Genomic DNA, 17,148 nt, shown 5'->3' with positions numbered 1-17,148 from the left:
TCTGACGAATTAATCTCTTTCTATCATACCATTTAACTTTGCTTAAAAATTTTTCATTTTTGTTACAATGTAAATTTTTCCTCTTCCTAAACTATTTACCACTAAATAACAAAATTCAAACGTAATAAAATACCGATATACCCTCTAGTAGTATACCCTAGAAATAATTTAATACTCTATGCGACATTCGATACAAAAAATTAAAAATGGAATGAGTCCATTTAGTTACTGACGTTAGCTCGTCATTCATTTTTGGCGTCAATATAATTCCATTGTTAACAGTTTGTCATTTTTTATACACCGTTCACCCTCTTTTCTCTACTGCACTCGCCCCCATTTTACAGCTGCCCTTAAGAAGTCGCCCATCCTTCGCTATATAAAACCTTGATATACACGTTAACAAAATGTCCTCCCCTACTAGTAATGAGCAACGAAGTATTTACGCTGTTTTATTCTTCCGACTTCTTGTAATAACAATAATAAGAGAGGTAGAATATACATACTAAAATATTGTATGAAAGCAGGGGACTGTATGAAAAAGGCAATTTTATTATTAATGTCTGTCCAATTCCTCGTCTACCTTGGATTTGGAATTATTATACCTGTCTTACCTGAGGTTATAGTTCAGCAAAATTGGGATAATATACATGTAGGTGGCTTACTTACAGTGTATTCACTCGCCAGTTTTTTCACTGCTCCTCTTTGGGGTATGCTGTCTGATAAGGTAGGTCGTAAGCAACTTATATTAATAGGTCTTGTAGGTTTTAGCTTAAGCTTTGTTATTTTCTCATTATTTATTAATAATTTAGTAATGTTATACCTCTCACGCGTTGTGGGTGGTTTGTTCTCGGGAGCACTATATACAGCTGTAACAGGCTTTGTAGGAGATATGTCGAGTGAGGAGGATCGCAATAAATATATGGGTCTCATGGGCATGTCCATCGGGCTCGGTTTTATTTTTGGTCCAGCAATTGGTGGTATGCTCGGACACTATAGCTTGCAACTACCCTTTATCGCTTCAGCAGCACTAATTGCACTATTATTTATTTATGCAAGTTTCGTTTTAAAAGAACCTACAAAACGAAAAGATACAAATAAACGTGCCATTGTGCCAAAGGGTGCTACAAAAATGTTGCGGTACCGTGTGCGCTATTTATTTATGTTCTCATTTTTAGTGACTTTTATGCTGGCAGGAGTGGAAGCGACTTTCCAGTTGTTCCAAATTGATCGAATTCAAATTACACCATTACAAATTGGTTATTTGTTTATGTTTAGTGGCTTTGTAGATGCAGCTATTCAAGGCGGTGTGGTTAGACGAATTAGAAACGGAAGCGAGACAACTTGGCTAATAGGTGCACAAATTGTCACAGCAATGGGTATGCTTTTATTCACATTAACAGCTAACTTATTTATGGCCGGTTTAGCCCTCTGTGTTTTCACAGCAGGAAATGCACTCGCAAGAACATGCGTTGTATCTCTTTCAACTAAAGAATCTGGTGGTCAATACGGAACTGCTGCAGGTCTTTCCTATTCGATGGATAACCTAGGGCGCATTCTAGGTCCACTATTCTTTACTTGGCTATTTACTATGCAATCTAGTTTAGGCTATTATACTTCAGCAGCAATAGCCGTCGTTTCAATAAGTTTAATATTTATTTTTAAAGCATCAAATAAATCTTTACGACTTGAATAATTTGTTGATAAAAAGCCGTAACTTAATAGTAATTCAACGCGTGCAAAACACATCAAGGAATATTGGAGCGGACTATCGGAGGGCTCTGCATGAACAAAACAACAAATTTTTTTCTTCCAAAAGAGCTAGAATCGTTTCGTTTTGAAATTGAAGAAACACTGATTTCAGCAATGATTATCACACCCTATAAGCGATCAACTACGTTAACGGAAAGTAAATTTGCTGGAGTACCTTATTTACCATATTACCAGACATATCCAAAAGATATTGCAGGCGAGCCTATGCGGCTATTAGCTCAAATTAACTTTGCAGAAATGCCACCTCTAAAGGATTTCCCATCTCAGGGTATTCTGCAATTTTTTATTTCATCTAATATTTTCGTAAATGCTGATCATTATCACGAGGATATTTTTCAGCAATTTTATAAAATACGTTTTTATCCTATCGTAAATTTTGAAGCAACACACCCTAGCCAGGAGTTTTTAGCACAAAAAGCAGACGATCAGTTCCCTATTCGTCAGGAATTAGCATTACAATTTCAACCGATTCAAGAACCTGTTTCTGCTTTAGATTATCGAGCCTTACATTATTTGCCTGACTTAATTCCTTCATCAGAAGATGTTGATTTACGGGAAATTTATTTACAACACTTCTTAGGGGCTGGAGCTAAAATTGGCGGTTACGCCTATTTTATAGAGGAGGATATCCGTCACGAATCACAGCTTCTTAAACGATATGATGTATTGTTACTCCAAATCGACTCTAATGATGAACTCGGTATTATGTGGGCAGATAGTGGTGTTGGGAAATTCTTTATTAACCGAGAAAAGCTCCTCCAAAAGGATTTCTCTGATATTTTATTTCAATGGGAGCATTACTAATCATTTATCTTTATTCAGCAACAATGTTTTTTCTGTGCGAAAGAGAAGCGGCAGCAACAAATGTTTTTTCTGTGCGAAAGCGAAGCGGAGCAACAATATTTTTTTCTGTGTGAAAGCAACGATACAACTACAATACAACAAGGCAAAATGGATTTTAGATTACCTCGTTCTTGTTTGGAGGTAATCCCTTTTCCATGCTTACTAACCAAATTTCATATCTTCTTTCCACTTATAAAGTAAGTTATACTAAGTGTATTGCGCAAATATAGTAAAGGCAGGTGTAGGAATGAGTATTTTTACCGATGTTGGATATCTAGTACCTTTAATTATGTTTGTTAATATTTTGGCAGCAATGGTCATCATTTTTTTAGAGCGTAAAGATGCCACTTCTACATGGGCATGGATTCTCGTACTATTTTTCATTCCATTAGGTGGGTTTATTTTATACTTGATGTTCGGACGACAACTACGAAAAAAACATTTATTCCGTTGGGAAGGACGCAAGGATATCGGTATCGATAATCTCATTAGCTATCAGACAGAAGCGATTCGGGATAATACGTTTGAGTTTCGGATCGAAAATGCGGAAAATTATAAAGAAATGATTTACATGCATCTTAAAACAAATAATGCTGTTTTAACGCAGGATAACCACATTGATATTTTTGATGATGGTGCAAATAAATTTGAACAGCTACTTGCAGATATTGAGGCAGCAAAAGATCATATTCACATTCAATATTATATTTTCCGTTTAGATGACCTAGGTACTCGCATTGTTAATGCACTTATTAAAAAAGCAAAGCAAGGAGTTAAGGTAAGAATCTTATATGATGAAATGGGCTCACGCAATGTTAAAAAACGCCATTTCAAAGAATTGCTTACTGCAGGTGGAGAAGTCGAAGTATTTTTCCCATCCATTTTTCCACTTATAAACCCTCGTTTAAATTTTAGAAATCACCGAAAAATTGTTGTGATTGATGGTCGAATTGGTTATATTGGTGGTTTTAATGTTGGAGATGAGTACCTCGGTCTACAAAAAAAGTTTGGCTATTGGAGAGATACACATTTACGTATTGAAGGTAGTTCCGTCCATCCATTACAAACACGCTTTTTACTTGATTGGAACCAAGCTTCCGCACAACAGAAGATGGGCTATTCAGATCGTTACTTCCCCGCTATTCCGAAAAAAGGCGATGTGGGCTTACAAATCGTGTCTAGCGGACCTGACTCTGACTGGGAACATATTAAAATGGGCTACTTAAAGCTTATTAATATGGCGAAAAAGTATATATATATCCAAACGCCATATTTCATCCCTGATGTTAGTTTTTTAGAGGCTATTAAAATTGCGACACTTTCAGGTATTGATGTAAGGATCATGATTCCAAATAAGCCTGATCATATGTTTGTTTATTGGGCTACATATTCATACGTAGGACAATTATTGCGGGCAGGAGCAAAAGTTTATATTTATGAAAAGGGCTTTATTCATGCTAAAGCAATTATTATTGACGACGAAGCATCTACAATCGGAACTGCAAACCTTGATGTACGTAGTTTCAGTTTAAATTTTGAAGTAAATGCCTTCATTTATGACTCAACGATTTCACATCAGCTTGCTGAGCTGTTTGAAAAGGATATTTTTGATTGCACTGAATTAACTTGGGAAATGTACCAAAATCGTTCCGCATTAATTAAATTTAAAGAATCCATTTCACGCTTATTAACACCGATCTTGTAGATTAGAAAAGGAAGAGAGCTAGTTCGTATCATTACGAACAACTCTCTTCCCTTTTTTATTTCACACCTAGATATTCTTCTAGCGTTATATTTTGTTTTTTTATGTCTTTTGCTATGTCTACGCCCACATAACGATAATGCCATGACTCATACATATAACCTGTGATGTCTTCTTTATTTTGGGGGAATCGTAAAATAAAACCATAGTCTTGAGCATGTGTAAATAACCATTGGCCTGCTGGTGTTTCACCGAATTCTTCAGTTAACCATAATTTATCGTTACCTACTTCCCCTATATCAAAGGCCAAACCGGTCTGATGTTCTGAATAACCAGGGCGAGCACTATAGCGATCAGCGGCAGCTTGCCCATCACGGTTTACATAGTTATTATATAATGTTGTTTGATATTCAAAAGATCGATAGCCACTAAAAGCTACTAAATCAAAACCTTGTTGTTTTGCAGCAGCAAGCATTTTATTTAGAGCTTGACGAGCCTCTGGACTTTCTTCAGGCGCAAAGGTAGATGGTAGTGGATATACTTTATTCGCTAATAAAATACCTTTAATATATGTCGGCTCAGTTGGTAATGTTTGATTTGGTATATAGCCATTTTCATCTACCTTCTGCTCAGGCTTCACCGGATTATCCGCTGTATTTTTCGGCTCTTCTTTTACAGGTGAATCTTTTTTAGTTGGTTCTGCTGTTTGTTGTTCATTTTCATCTGATGCATTACTTATCTGTTTATTTTTATAGTTATAAACTACGAAAATAGATGCGATAAGCGCCACAGAGATTAAAGCACCCAGGATGAGTGGAAAACGTTTCTTTTTCACTATTTTTTTACCCCTTTTAAAGTTATCCAGTACTACATGGTAGGTATCCTCTTTCAAAGAATTTAGAAAGAACAATCCTAGTAAGTACCGATACTATTTTGTACTATATTGGTTCATCACCTAAAGTTGTGGATACTTACTATGTAAATAAGTTGATCTTCGTGACCAACATCGTGCTACTGACGCTACGTTAGCACTACGCTTTCGCGCAAAAAACATCTGTTAGCCCAAGCGGCTCATCGGAAGCCCCCAGGAAGCTCTGCTCTGTGCGAAAGCGTAGCGACAGCAACATCAAATGTTTTCTGTAGCGAAAAGTTACAAAGCGCCCAGTCGGAACGGAAATCAACCACACGTTTTGGTGATGATCCACTATATTGCTATAGTCTCATTTTAGCACTGTTCACAATTTAGGGTGTGGGTTTTCACCCATGAATTCAAAATTAATCTGTTAGTCTGTGAGAATAATAATAAACACTACTATAGAAGCAATTGAGAAAAAGATTGCCATGTACTTCATCCATTTGGCTTCTTTTATATAACCTTGCTCTTTAAAACTTTTTGCTCTAAATCCATTCGATACAGCAAACATAATTGTCATTGCAAATACCGCAAAGTTAAAATTACCGATGATAATAAATACGATCGCCGCGATACTAAAAATCGCGACTAGAATAGATGATAGCCACTTTGTATTCATCTTACTGCCCTCCTAAAAAAATCGAGGCTACATAGGCGCCTCGACAAATAATTTTATGAGTTTACTTTTTCCGGATGTTCCGAATAAAATTTTCGACCGATATATGTTTGAATAATCAATAATGCACCGCTGACCGACCAGTAAAGTGGTAGGGCTGCCATAGATGACATCGAGATAAAGACAATCATAATTGGTGAAATATAAATAAACATTTTCATTTGTGCTTTTTGTTGCTCTGGTACTGTCCATAATGATACACGTGCTTGAACTAAATAAACAACACCTGCGACAATTGTCATAGCGATATCAGGTGAACCTAAGCTAAACCATAAAAATTCATGTGTTTTCACATCTGTAGAATATAAGATAGAGAAATAAAGACCCATGATAATAGGCATTTGAATTAACATTGGTAAACAGCCCATGTTGAGTGGATTGATGCCATGTTTTTGATATAATGCCATCATTTCTTGCTGATACTGCATTTGCTCTTCTTTTGTCTTAGCTTCCTTCATCTTTTTCTGAACAACTTCCATTTCAGGCTTAAACGCATCCATTTTCGTTTTCATCTTTTGTTGCTGACGATAATTCTTTAACATAATCGGCATTAAAACTAAACGAATAAGAACCGTAATAGCGATAATTGCTAAACCATAGCTACCTGAAAAAATAGTGTTACCGAAAAATTCCAATAAAAATTCCATAGGTTTTACAAAGATACTATAGAAAAAACCTTCTTTGTTTTGCACAGCTTGACATCCACTAAGAACAAAAACGGCAAGTCCAAGCATTGAAAACAGCTTCAAATTCCTCATTTTTTCCACCTACTATTATTTATCAACTAAAATGAAGTATACATTATCGGGTCCATTATTATCAAATAGCAAGCATAAAAAAAGATGCGAGCTTTAGCATCGCTAATACGTCCGCATCTTTTTATTAATCTTTTTATGACTTTAAACGTTTTGAAGCTCTGATTCTGCCATCTCAAAACGATAAAACTCATGGTGTAGCTCGTCTCGGAAATGTTTAGGCGTTACCCCAGTATATTTTTTAAAGATGCGGGTAAAATAGCTTTGATTACAGAAATGGAATTGATCTGAAATAGAAGTTATACTTTTATTAGTGTGTCTAAGATAGTATTGTGACTCTTCTACTCGACGAACATTTAGATATTCAACAAGTGTAATACCAACATGTTCTCTAAATATACGTGATAAGTGACTCGTACTTATATGGAAATTATTTGCGATGCTTTCCACTGTTAAGTCATTTTCCAATTCATCATTTATATACATTATTACTTTATTAACGGTCTGGTGACGAAAAGTCGGCTGCTTGCGATCTGCAATGAAATAGACAAAAAAATCAATTAAATCATCAGCGAATTGTAAAAATTCTGCGTCTTTCATTTGATTTTCAATCATATCATTACAAGCAATGTTAAAAGCAAAAGCTTTTTTCGAAGGAACTTGATTGTCTAGCAATTTACGTGCAACAATTGACGACAAAACAGAAAAATAACTTCGAACAATTTTAATGACTTGTTTGCCAAAACGAATGGAAAGAATATCAATTAATTTATGCAAAGATTTCTTAGCCTTTGCAGATTCTAAATGGTAAATTTCAAATACTAATTTCGACTCAATATTAAAAAATTCTTCTACACCGATGTATTGGTTAATACTATCGATTTCCTGAAAGTATCTTTTGGATATCGTTTCTGACATAGAATGTTGATGTAGTTGCATAATCTTCCCCATCTTTCCTCAGATTGCACGAATTGCTATTACAATTCTTGACACCAATCTACTTATTTCAAAATAAGAAAATAGTATTTCCTTATCAATTGTACGAATTGAGTCATATTTCATATATTATATAATAAAAATAACCCAACTATACCATCAGTCACAAAAAAAAATAGACTATACAGTGAATTTTACCATATTCTGCGATTTCCTTTCAACCACATTTTGTTCTTCACTCTAGTTCTAATTTATCATATATACACAGTAGAAACCTCGTAAACTTATGTCGCACAATTAAATTTTACCATATATATATTAAACTGAATTAGTAATTTTTTAAAATTTGTTACAAATTATGTAATGCCGTTTTACACCTATATTTTTCATCAATCGACATTTCTCTTTTTTATTCCGAAATCTTCTCTATATAATTTATATGAATATGTAGTAAAATAGATGATAATACTATTTTTAAAAGTTTAGACGAGGTGTTAATAGTGGATCCAAAACAAATAGAAGAAATTATGGAGATTATTAAAGAGTTCTTCCCTGAGAATACTTCTATCGCAATCTCCGATACAAACGAATACTTGTACTACCAAGCAAGCAAAAAAGTTGATTTAAAGATCAAGCCTGGCGACCCAATTAAAGAAGGTTCAGCAGCTCATAAAGCGTTAAACTACGGACAAAAGATTAGTTCTTACATTGAGCCTGATGTATTTGGAGTAGCCTATTATGGCATGAGTATTCCTTTAATGGAGGAAGGCGAAACTAAGGGTGCTATCACTGCAATCTTCCCGCAAAAGCCATCAGCATTTTTAACGAACTACATTACTATTAAAATCGATGACTGCTGGTACCCAATCAAACATGATCAAGTTATTTATCTTGAAACACAGCTTCGAAAAACATTTGTTAAGACGATGAGTCGTGAAGGCTACCACCGCTTAAACCTAAGTGATCTTGAGCTATTTTTAGCACCTGACTCATTTATACGTTGTCACCGCTCTTATATCGTTAACATTGACTACATTGATGAAATTCAACCAGATTCTCATTCAACGTTTTTATTAATTATGAAAGACGGTACTCGTATTCCAGTTAGCCAACGCTACGCAAGTTACTTCCGTCGTTCTTTAGGTTTCTAATTTTTTATAAGTACAGGGAGCATTTTAATTGTTCGCTGTACTTTTTTTATTGCTGAATTTAAATGATCTTCAACAACCAGTCGGAACGGAAATCAACCCCACATTATATTACTGAATTTTCAAAAGTGAAATTCTCTAAAAACAACACACCTCTACATTAAAACGTTTTCTCTGTCGAAAATTCGTTTTTATGCTCATTTTTCCTGTTTTTACTCAATTTAATGCTATTTCTAAAGTAATTGTGACAATTTGGTGATAGTATTATTCAAATGGTTGGTGTCATACTACAACTAAATAAACAGAAAATTCTTACACGTTTTTTCTAGTTTTGTAATCGGTTTCCATAAAACTTTTTAGGGGAGGACTTTTTAATGGATGCAATTGTTCAAAAACGCCTAGGCTTAAAAGAACTTGAAAGTAAAATTGTTACTGCTGATGAAGCTGCAGCACTTATCTCTAACGGTGATGTAGTTGGTATGAGTGGATTCACTCGTGCGGGGGACGCAAAAGTTGTTCCTATGGCTCTAGTAGAGCGCGCTAAAAACGAAAAATTCAAAATTGATGTATATACAGGGGCTTCTTTAGGACCTGAAGTTGATAAATACTTAGCTGAAGCTGGTGTTATCCGCAAACGTGGACCATTCCAAGGAGATGCAGGTATTCGTAACTTAATCAACTCTGGGGATGTACTATATGTAGACGCTCACCTTTCACATAATGCTGAATTAGTTCGCCAAGGAATTATCGGACCAATTAAACATTTAATCCTTGAAGCTGTTGCTATTACAGAAGATGGCTTCATCATCCCAACAAACTCAGTGGGTAACTCACCTATCTTTGCTGAATACGCTGAGAATATTATTATCGAATTAAATATCTCTCATCCAGAAGCTTTAGTAGGTATCCACGATATCTATGTACCAGCTGAGCAAGGTAAACGTGAAGCGATTCCAATGACTGATGCTATGCAACGCATTGGTGATATCGGTATCAAAGTTGATCCAGCTAAAATTAAAGCGATTGTTATTTCTGAAGAGCCTGATGCTCCTTCATTAATCGTACCACCAGATGAAGAAACACAAACAATGGCTAACATTTTATTAGACTTCTTCCGTGATGAAATTAAAGCTGGTCGCTTAACAAAACAATTAATGCCATTACAATCTGGTGTTGGTTCTGTTGCAAACGCTGTACTTGACGGCTTCGCTGATTCAGAATTTGAAGATTTAGTTGTTGCTTCTGAAGTACTTCAAGATGCTGTATTCAACTTAATTGATGCTGGTAAAGTTAAATTTGCTGCAGCTACTTCAATTACGCTGACTGAAGAGTTACAGAAAAAAGTATACGGCAATTTAGAAAAGTACGCTGATAAAATTTGCCTACGTACACAAGAAATTTCTAACCACCCAGAGCTTATCCGTCGTTTGGGTCTAATTTCAATCAACACTGCTCTAGAATTAGATATCTACGGTAACGTAAACTCAACTCACGTATCAGGTACTCGCATGATGAATGGTATCGGTGGTTCAGGTGACTTTGCACGTAACGCACGTCTAGGTATTTTTGTTACTAAATCATACGCAAAAGGCGGCGCTATCTCTTCAATCGTGCCAATGGTTTCTCACGTAGACCACACTGAACATGATGTTGATGTAATCGTAACTGAGCAAGGTATTGCTGACTTACGTGGTCTTGCACCACAAGAGCGTGTACCTTTAATTATCGAAAACTGTGCACACCCAGATTACAAAGAACAACTTTGGGATTACTATAACCGTGCTCTAGAAGCAACTGGTGGCCATCAAACACCTCATATTTTAGAGGAAGCACTTTCTTGGCACGTAAATCTTGCTAAAAACAAAACAATGAAAAAAGAAGTTGCTAAAGCTTAATTTTCATAATTTAGGAACGCCTCATTAAGTCAAAAACTTATGAGGCGTTCTTTTTTGTCGAAAATGGTATAATAAGAGTGATATTCATTCTCATTAACATATAATTTTTTATCGGAGGAGCTATGAAGAAACTTATTTATTTGATTATATTCTTTTCGTTTTTCGACCTATTTACTCAACTTCCTGTCATGAGTACATATGCAGAATCCTTAGGGGCATCAGCCTTCATTACCGGCCTAGCAGTAGGTATGTATTCCCTTTCCAATACATTTGGTAATGTTATCTCTGGTTTTTTAACAGATCGTAAAGGACCATTCGTTATTTTAATCCTAGGTCTCTTAACGACAGGTCTTTCACTATCCCTTTATAATTTAGTAGATGAGCCTATTGTTCTATTAATAGTCCGCTTTGTACACGGATTAGTTGCAGGCTTTATCGTTCCAGCTGCTTTCACATTTTTAGCAAATGCAACTGAGCAAGAAAAAAGAGGTAAGGGCAGTGCTATCTCCGGAGCATTTGTTGGTCTCGCCGCAATAATTGGCCCTGCATTTAGCGGAATTTTAGCGAGTCGAACTAGCGTACCATTCGTTTTTAATATAACTGCAAGCTTTATGCTCTTGTTAGGAATACTCGCCTTCTTTTTATTAAAATCAAATCAAGTAAAAAAAGAAAAACCTGCGCCAACTACAAACATTCCTATTCGTGTACTTCTGACTAATCCAGGAACATTAAAAGCCTTCTCCAGTGCATTCTTTTTAATGTTTTCTCAAGGAGTTATTGCCTATCTCCTTCCACTAAAAGTGCAATCTTTAGGCTTTGATTCACGTTTGAGCGGAACTTTGATGAGTACATTTGGCATTATCGCTGTTCTCATATTTATTTTGCCTACTAACCGTATTTTCGATAAGGTTGCTCCTATCAAAACATTATCACTTGGTATTGGTTTAATGGGGATTAGCCAATTATTAATTAGTCAGTCAGATTCAAGTACGTTACTTTATATTGCAATGGCTTGCTATGGAATCGGATTTGGCTTCTTATTCCCATCAGTCAATTCACTTTTAATCGACTCTACGACTGCAGAAATCCGCGGAAAAGCCTATGGTTATTTTTATGCCTTCTTCTCACTAGGAGTTGTCCTAGGTTCCTCATTACTAGGATGGCTCTCACTAGGTACTGTCAGCGGCTTTATATTTACCGGAATTGTATTATTAGTATTTGCAACGATCATCATATGTACACAAAAAAGACCTTCTCACGTAAAATGAGAAGGTTTTGTTGTTATTTCTCTTGTTCCTGAATTTCTCCATTGAAGTAATGGATACCTGTATGCCCTCCACCTTCAGCAACCATTTCATTTGAAGCTATTTTTGTTGGAGACGTTCCGGCTTCTGTCGCTACTTCAGTAGATATACGCTCTGTAACGTTTCCATGCATCTCCATATTCGTTGTATTCAAATAAGATGCTAATTTAGATTTTGCATTATTAAACATACTCAATGCTTTATCACGGTTTTCTTTTTTACTTAAATAAGATGCTGCTAAAGTTAACCCTACTAGCATAACACCTGACCCTTTACGTTTTGCCATTATAAATCCCTCCCCAAAATATAAAAACTAGCTCTGTAATATATCTTTTCCCTATTTTTTGAGGACTAAACATAATTTTTATATACGTTACAGCATATATAAAGAGAGAATCATCTATTCCCCTTCGCATCCATAATATAAACACATTTCTTAGTACATCTATTTTTTTCGAAATAGTTAATTATTCTTCTACAAAATTTTATGGTAAACATTTATTTTTCATAATTACGATATTTTTGTAACTTTTTATGATTACGAAGGACAAGTAAAGGGAATTAATGAATTTATACTAATAACAGGAGAGTGATTATCATGAAAGATTTAGATTCAGTATATGATTGGATAGACATGGCTTCATTAGTAGGTGGAGCAGGATTCTTAACAATACTAATTTATAGTATTTTACTGTAAGGAGCTACATGAATGGTCTATAAAAAATCAATTATGCCTTGGCATAATTGCGTCCAGAATCGGCTTTGGCTTAGTGTAAGCACAAAGAACTCCTTTCCGATTCTGTGACATCCTCCGGAGGATTTAACTTCTTTCAGTAAATGTTTTACAAAAACATTTACTGAAAGAAGTTAAAAGGCAATCCGCTTATTAATAAGCAGATTGCCTTATTTTTTATCCCGCGTTAACGGGCAGTAGTTTTCACCATAAAATTTTAGCAAAATTAAAGAAGTAAGGTTGGATTAAAACTGCCCGTAAACGCCCGATTGGTGAAGTCTAATAATCAGTGGGGATGAAAAAAATCCCCACTGATTAAAGTTTCACTTTATTGTTTTACATCATTGTAAGCATCAGATTTTTCAAATGCTGCAACTACATAAGAACAAACCGCTTTCATTTTATAGCCTTGTTCACGTGCATAGGCTGCGGCATGATCCAACAATTTTTTGGCCACCCCTTGGCCACGGAGCTTATCTGATACATATGTGTGATCCATGACCATTACTTGACCCTTTTGCTGCCATGTAATTTCCGCTAATCTTTCCCCTTCTTGCTCATAAACAAAAGCTTGCTTTTTATCCGCTAGCTGTTGTAATTGAAATTCCATTTCTCACCACTCCTTTTTATCATAGTACCATAGCTTTTTATATTTTTACAAAGCTGGCGGGTGGACTTAAAAAAAATATAAACCTTATAGAAAAATAAAAGAATCCGCTCACTTTCTCTAGCAATCAGGAGAAAGTGTTGCAGATTCTTTTCTATCAATTTTGCCTTGGCGTAATTGCGTCTGGATTAATTAAACCAAGATGCGATTGTATCCTTTAAATTAGCAAAGAAATTTTTCACACTTTCCCAGAATCCTTTATCTTCCATTAGTGATCCGAATTTTTCTTTAATCGTACTGCTAATATCATCTAATTGTTCAGACCATTTACCAAAATCAATATCTAGTTTACTAATCTTGTTCATCAAATCAACTAGCAATTGACGGTCCTTATCACTTAAATTAATTTCAAGCTTGTTTAATTGCTCTTGCACAATCTTTTCAACTTCTTCTTTGGTCGTTGGCTTTGATTCTGCAATTTCTTTTTTGATTTCTGTTAGTAACTCTGCAACCTTGGCATCTTCCACTCCTGCGGATTGCGTTAGAGTAGTTGCTACTGATAACTCGTCATTTGCAACATCTGTACGCTCAGTATCAAGCTTTTCACCTGTTGTTACTTCGTAAGCTTTGTATATTCCGACAAGCGCTGAATGACCTGTTACTGCTTTAGGTGCAGCCACCTGTACTGTTGCATCTTCAATACCTGCAGTTAGCATGGCATTTGCATACATTTCAGATGTAACCTGTGTAATGTTTGATGGTGTAACAATTTCAATAACTAATCCTTCTCCTGCATTTTTACGCGTGATTTTGGCAGAAGAATACATGCGAGAACTTGAATTACTATCTTTAATATATTTAGCTAAGTCTTGACCTGATACTGTTATTTCTTCAACTTCAGGCTCTTCGTTCACTTTTAATGACTTTTTAACAGACTCTTTTTCAGCCTCAGATAAGTTTGCACCATATACGACAATCGGTACTCCTAATTTTTCATCAATCGCTTTAGGTGGCGTATTATCAGCCGCAAAACCTGTTGCGGGTGCCATCACGCCAAATACTAACATTGTCGCTGTTAGTATTTTTATCCATGTCTTTTTCAAATTGTGTGACCCCTTTCGTCCAAAAACTCATTTGGCCTGTAAAATGCATGCCAATCAATTACTAAACAATTATTAGTACGAAAAAAAGACGAGAAGGTTTCAAAGGGCTCTCGTCATTTTCTTTAATTTCATTTAGTAATCGTTCATATTCTTAGTTAGAAGAATGTCTTCTACACTAAATTTCCTCTGTCCAACCATCCTGCTGTTTCACTTTACCAGCTTTCATAAGTGTACCTAACGCTCGTTTAAATGCACCTTTACTCATGTTAAACATATCTTGAACTTCCTCTGGTGAGGATTTATCGCCAAATGGCATTCTTCCTCCTACCTCTTGTAGGTAATTTAAAATTCTTTGCGCATCACCTGAAATACGCTCATGTTTACGTGGTAAAAGTGAACCATTCATCGAACCCTCATCTTTTACATCAATAATACGAACAACAACATCTTGTCCCAGACGAGGTTCTTCATTACGCTCTGATTCATGAACAAAAATACGGTACGGAATGTCTACACCTAATAAAAACGAGCCAACTGGTAATAAACGATATGGGCGTGCCTTAATGTTTTTATTGTGCATGTCTTCAAATGCACCTTCAAATAATTCCGAAATTTTTTCTTCAGTTGCCAAACGCCCAAATAAATCACCATTGCGATCAGTGCGCAATGTCATAAATAAATGGTCGCCTGGTGCTGGCCAAAGTTCTTTTATTGCAGGTAAATCTTCAGCTTGCACTAGCACCTCGCGTGAAGTACCGATATCTACAAAAGCCCCTTCATGCTCGACTACTTTTAAAACGCGAGCCCAGCCATATTCCCCTTGTACGAAAGATGGGATAGCTGTTGTAGCTGCTAAATCACCACGACGATCCGCAAATAAAAATACTTCAAGGCGGTCACCTACTGTAAGTGGCTCTGTTACCTCTGAAGCATTTAAGGGCAGTTCGTCAACTCCATTTGTTAAGATCCATTTCGATGCTTGTTGCTCTAACACAGTTAATGTAACAACTTCACCTGATTTTAATTCGTTCATATTGTCTTCCTTTCCTTCTTACCATCATTTTCGCAAAAAAACTTATCCGCCAAAGGCTTTAACATCTGTAGCTGCCGCTTTGCTTTCGCTACAAAAAACATTCGCTGATAGAAATTAAAAGTTATGATGTGTTTTAGATGCTTCTAGTTTTTTCGCGATGTCCGGATTTTCTTCCATTACCTGCACAAGATCAGCAATTCGATCGATTGAATTCCAACTTAAATGATGTTCGATTCCTTCTACATCATTGTATATTCGCTCTTCATCTACACCAATGATTCGCAAAAATTGCTCTAGAAGCTCATGGCGCTGTACAAGACGTTTTCCAAGCTTTTCTCCTTTAGGCGTCAATGTAAGGCCACGGTATTTTTCATAAACTAAATAACCATCTTTATCTAATTTTTGAACCATTTTTGTAACAGAAGAAGGAAGAACAGATAATGCTTCAGCAATGTCAGACACACGAGCATACCCTTTATTAGTAATTAATAAATATATTTGTTCGATATGGTCCTCCATACTAGGTGTTGGCATATCCTATTCCCTCTCTTTCCTTTTCTTACTCTCTAGTTTACTACAAGCTTGCCTTAAAAGTTAACTGAAAATACATATGCCTGAAAAACAATACATGCATAACATAAAAAGAACCAACTTCATATGTTGGCTCCTCTTTAGTTAGAAATTTGTACCGATGAAATTAAGGTATCGTTTTAAATAAAGTATGCTTTACCCAAAGCAAGGGGTGATTTCCGTTCCAGGCTACTCGCTTTGTTGCTGACGCTTCGCTTTCGCACAGTTAAAACATTTGTTGCTGACGCTTCGCTTTCGCACAGTTAAAACATTTGTCGCTGACGCTTCGCTTTCGCGCAGAGCAAAGCTTCCTCCGCTAAAGGAACGAAGGCTAAAAGCATCACGTCCTGTGATAACGCCTTCGTGACTAACATCCTGTTGCCCCAAGCGGCTCATCGGACGCCCCCAGGAAAGCGCCCAGTCGGAACGGAAATCGACCCCTCGCTTTGCAAAAAAGACACACTTTAAGACTCCTTAATTTCATTGACCATTTGTTTTCCAATCAGAACCACCAGTCTAACTGGTGGTTTGCTCTACGCGTGAAACGCTGGGGTACTGACCCACGTCTAAAGACATACTGAAAGGTCCGCCAACCGCACTCCGTTTTCACGCTACCACTAAAGTGGTTTTATTATCTTCGCTTTTTTGCTTTTATTTCTTCTCCTGTAAATGGATCAATGAATTCTTTCATGGTCATTTGATCCTCAAGAATATCCTCTTGTAATTGATTTTTTATATATTCCTGAATGATTTTTCTGTTTCTTCCTACTGTATCTACATAATATCCACGACACCAAAACTTCCTGTTTCCATATTTGTATTTCAGGTTCGCATGTCGATCAAATATCATTAAACTACTTTTCCCTTTCAAATAACCCACAAACGATGAAACACTTAATTTTGGTGGAATACTTACCAACATATGAATATGATCAGGACATGCTGTTGCTTCAATAATTTCTACGCCTTTTCTTTCACATAACTGGCGAAGAATTCTACCTACATCTACTTTGATTTGCCCATAAATTATCTGCCTTCTATATTTTGGCGCAAAGACGATGTGATACTTACAATTCCATGTTGTGTGTGCTAAACTTTTATTATCCATTTGGATCCCCTTTCGTACGAAGTCGGTTGACCAGACCTGAATTCATTGTACG

The 17,148-nt window shown here is 36.0% G+C and carries 17 protein-coding genes; 6 read left to right on the top strand and 11 right to left on the bottom strand.

Annotated elements, in window-relative coordinates; all coding sequences use genetic code 11:
- Window positions 1-532: 532 nt before the first annotated feature.
- The 3 genes from ABE34_RS07755 to cls all read left to right on the top strand — a co-directional run bounded on the left by ABE34_RS07755 (window position 533) and on the right by cls (window position 4,318).
- Window positions 533-1,693: an MFS transporter gene (locus tag ABE34_RS07755; protein WP_197141525.1), complete on the top strand. Its 1,161-nt coding sequence runs from the start codon at window positions 533-535 to the stop codon at window positions 1,691-1,693.
- An 89-nt stretch (window positions 1,694-1,782) separates the two neighbouring features.
- Window positions 1,783-2,574: a YwqG family protein gene (locus ABE34_RS07750; RefSeq protein ID WP_197141524.1), complete on the top strand. Its 792-nt coding sequence runs from the start codon at window positions 1,783-1,785 to the stop codon at window positions 2,572-2,574.
- 286 nt (window positions 2,575-2,860) lie between these two features.
- Window positions 2,861-4,318, top strand: a complete 1,458-nt coding sequence (gene cls, locus ABE34_RS07745) for a cardiolipin synthase (protein WP_197141521.1) — start codon at window positions 2,861-2,863, stop codon at window positions 4,316-4,318.
- A 55-nt stretch (window positions 4,319-4,373) separates the two neighbouring features.
- Here the strand turns inward: cls and ABE34_RS07740 are convergent, their stop codons facing one another.
- From ABE34_RS07740 to ABE34_RS07725, 4 genes are all read right to left on the bottom strand, one after another.
- On the bottom strand, window positions 4,374-5,150 hold the full coding sequence (locus ABE34_RS07740; protein WP_197141519.1) for a D-alanyl-D-alanine carboxypeptidase family protein: 777 nt from the start codon (window positions 5,148-5,150) through the stop codon (window positions 4,374-4,376).
- A gap of 448 nt (window positions 5,151-5,598) precedes the next feature.
- Window positions 5,599-5,847 carry a hypothetical protein gene (locus ABE34_RS07735; protein ID WP_197141517.1) on the bottom strand — a complete coding sequence of 83 codons (249 nt, stop codon included), beginning with the start codon at window positions 5,845-5,847 and terminating at the stop codon, window positions 5,599-5,601.
- A gap of 53 nt (window positions 5,848-5,900) precedes the next feature.
- Entirely contained in the window at window positions 5,901-6,662 is a 762-nt protein-coding gene (gene yidC, locus ABE34_RS07730; RefSeq protein WP_197141515.1) for a membrane protein insertase YidC, read from the bottom strand.
- Window positions 6,663-6,803: 141 nt separating this feature from the next.
- Window positions 6,804-7,598 (bottom strand): helix-turn-helix transcriptional regulator, encoded by a 795-nt coding sequence (locus tag ABE34_RS07725; protein WP_079562523.1) that lies wholly within the window; start codon window positions 7,596-7,598, stop codon window positions 6,804-6,806.
- A 497-nt stretch (window positions 7,599-8,095) separates the two neighbouring features.
- On the opposite strand from ABE34_RS07725, the gene ABE34_RS07720 reads away from it, so the two are divergent.
- From ABE34_RS07720 to ABE34_RS07710, 3 genes are all read left to right on the top strand, one after another.
- Window positions 8,096-8,746 (top strand): LytTR family DNA-binding domain-containing protein, encoded by a 651-nt coding sequence (locus ABE34_RS07720; RefSeq protein ID WP_049663393.1) that lies wholly within the window; start codon window positions 8,096-8,098, stop codon window positions 8,744-8,746.
- A 371-nt stretch (window positions 8,747-9,117) separates the two neighbouring features.
- Window positions 9,118-10,638, top strand: a complete 1,521-nt coding sequence (locus ABE34_RS07715) for a succinate CoA transferase (RefSeq protein WP_197141513.1) — start codon at window positions 9,118-9,120, stop codon at window positions 10,636-10,638.
- Window positions 10,639-10,760: 122 nt separating this feature from the next.
- Window positions 10,761-11,906, top strand: coding sequence for an MFS transporter (locus tag ABE34_RS07710; protein ID WP_197141511.1), 1,146 nt, complete (start codon window positions 10,761-10,763; stop codon window positions 11,904-11,906).
- A 13-nt stretch (window positions 11,907-11,919) separates the two neighbouring features.
- Here the strand turns inward: ABE34_RS07710 and ABE34_RS07705 are convergent, their stop codons facing one another.
- The 7 genes from ABE34_RS07705 to tnpA all read right to left on the bottom strand — a co-directional run bounded on the left by ABE34_RS07705 (window position 11,920) and on the right by tnpA (window position 17,096).
- Window positions 11,920-12,228, bottom strand: a complete 309-nt coding sequence (locus ABE34_RS07705; RefSeq protein WP_197141509.1) for a hypothetical protein — start codon at window positions 12,226-12,228, stop codon at window positions 11,920-11,922.
- Window positions 12,229-13,003: 775 nt separating this feature from the next.
- Window positions 13,004-13,285, bottom strand: coding sequence for a GNAT family N-acetyltransferase (locus ABE34_RS07700; RefSeq protein WP_197141507.1), 282 nt, complete (start codon window positions 13,283-13,285; stop codon window positions 13,004-13,006).
- Between the two features lie 185 nt (window positions 13,286-13,470).
- Window positions 13,471-14,385: a DUF1002 domain-containing protein gene (locus ABE34_RS07695; RefSeq protein WP_197141505.1), complete on the bottom strand. Its 915-nt coding sequence runs from the start codon at window positions 14,383-14,385 to the stop codon at window positions 13,471-13,473.
- Between the two features lie 175 nt (window positions 14,386-14,560).
- Window positions 14,561-15,418, bottom strand: a complete 858-nt coding sequence (locus ABE34_RS07690; protein ID WP_197141503.1) for a CvfB family protein — start codon at window positions 15,416-15,418, stop codon at window positions 14,561-14,563.
- A 114-nt stretch (window positions 15,419-15,532) separates the two neighbouring features.
- The gene (mntR, locus tag ABE34_RS07685; RefSeq protein ID WP_079562516.1) at window positions 15,533-15,952 is read right to left on the bottom strand and encodes a transcriptional regulator MntR; all 420 of its coding nucleotides are present in this window, start codon (window positions 15,950-15,952) and stop codon (window positions 15,533-15,535) included.
- Between the two features lie 225 nt (window positions 15,953-16,177).
- Window positions 16,178-16,384, bottom strand: coding sequence for a hypothetical protein (locus tag ABE34_RS07680; RefSeq protein WP_197141501.1), 207 nt, complete (start codon window positions 16,382-16,384; stop codon window positions 16,178-16,180).
- A 235-nt stretch (window positions 16,385-16,619) separates the two neighbouring features.
- Window positions 16,620-17,096 (bottom strand): IS200/IS605 family transposase, encoded by a 477-nt coding sequence (gene tnpA / locus ABE34_RS07675; RefSeq protein ID WP_197141399.1) that lies wholly within the window; start codon window positions 17,094-17,096, stop codon window positions 16,620-16,622.
- Window positions 17,097-17,148 lie beyond the last annotated feature (52 nt).

Origin of the sequence: Lysinibacillus sphaericus, from assembly GCF_015844675.1 — a bacterium.
GTDB classification, from domain to species: domain Bacteria; phylum Bacillota; class Bacilli; order Bacillales_A; family Planococcaceae; genus Lysinibacillus; species Lysinibacillus sphaericus_E.
Note: the sequence above shows the minus strand (reverse complement) of the source record. Positions and strands in the feature narration are given on the sequence as shown.

Coding starts and splice junctions, on each gene's coding strand:
- yidC (WP_197141515.1), bottom strand. CDS start 6,662: ATGAGGAATTTGAAGCTGTTTTCAATGCTTGGACTTGCCGTTTTTGTT.
- ABE34_RS07705 (WP_197141509.1), bottom strand. CDS start 12,228: ATGGCAAAACGTAAAGGGTCAGGTGTTATGCTAGTAGGGTTAACTTTA.
- cls (WP_197141521.1), top strand. CDS start 2,861: ATGAGTATTTTTACCGATGTTGGATATCTAGTACCTTTAATTATGTTT.
- ABE34_RS07690 (WP_197141503.1), bottom strand. CDS start 15,418: ATGAACGAATTAAAATCAGGTGAAGTTGTTACATTAACTGTGTTAGAG.
- ABE34_RS07700 (WP_197141507.1), bottom strand. CDS start 13,285: ATGGAATTTCAATTACAACAGCTAGCGGATAAAAAGCAAGCTTTTGTT.
- mntR (WP_079562516.1), bottom strand. CDS start 15,952: ATGCCAACACCTAGTATGGAGGACCATATCGAACAAATATATTTATTA.
- ABE34_RS07715 (WP_197141513.1), top strand. CDS start 9,118: ATGGATGCAATTGTTCAAAAACGCCTAGGCTTAAAAGAACTTGAAAGT.
- ABE34_RS07735 (WP_197141517.1), bottom strand. CDS start 5,847: ATGAATACAAAGTGGCTATCATCTATTCTAGTCGCGATTTTTAGTATC.
- tnpA (WP_197141399.1), bottom strand. CDS start 17,096: ATGGATAATAAAAGTTTAGCACACACAACATGGAATTGTAAGTATCAC.
- ABE34_RS07755 (WP_197141525.1), top strand. CDS start 533: ATGAAAAAGGCAATTTTATTATTAATGTCTGTCCAATTCCTCGTCTAC.
- ABE34_RS07680 (WP_197141501.1), bottom strand. CDS start 16,384: ATGAGCCGCTTGGGGCAACAGGATGTTAGTCACGAAGGCGTTATCACA.
- ABE34_RS07710 (WP_197141511.1), top strand. CDS start 10,761: ATGAAGAAACTTATTTATTTGATTATATTCTTTTCGTTTTTCGACCTA.
- ABE34_RS07750 (WP_197141524.1), top strand. CDS start 1,783: ATGAACAAAACAACAAATTTTTTTCTTCCAAAAGAGCTAGAATCGTTT.
- ABE34_RS07725 (WP_079562523.1), bottom strand. CDS start 7,598: ATGCAACTACATCAACATTCTATGTCAGAAACGATATCCAAAAGATAC.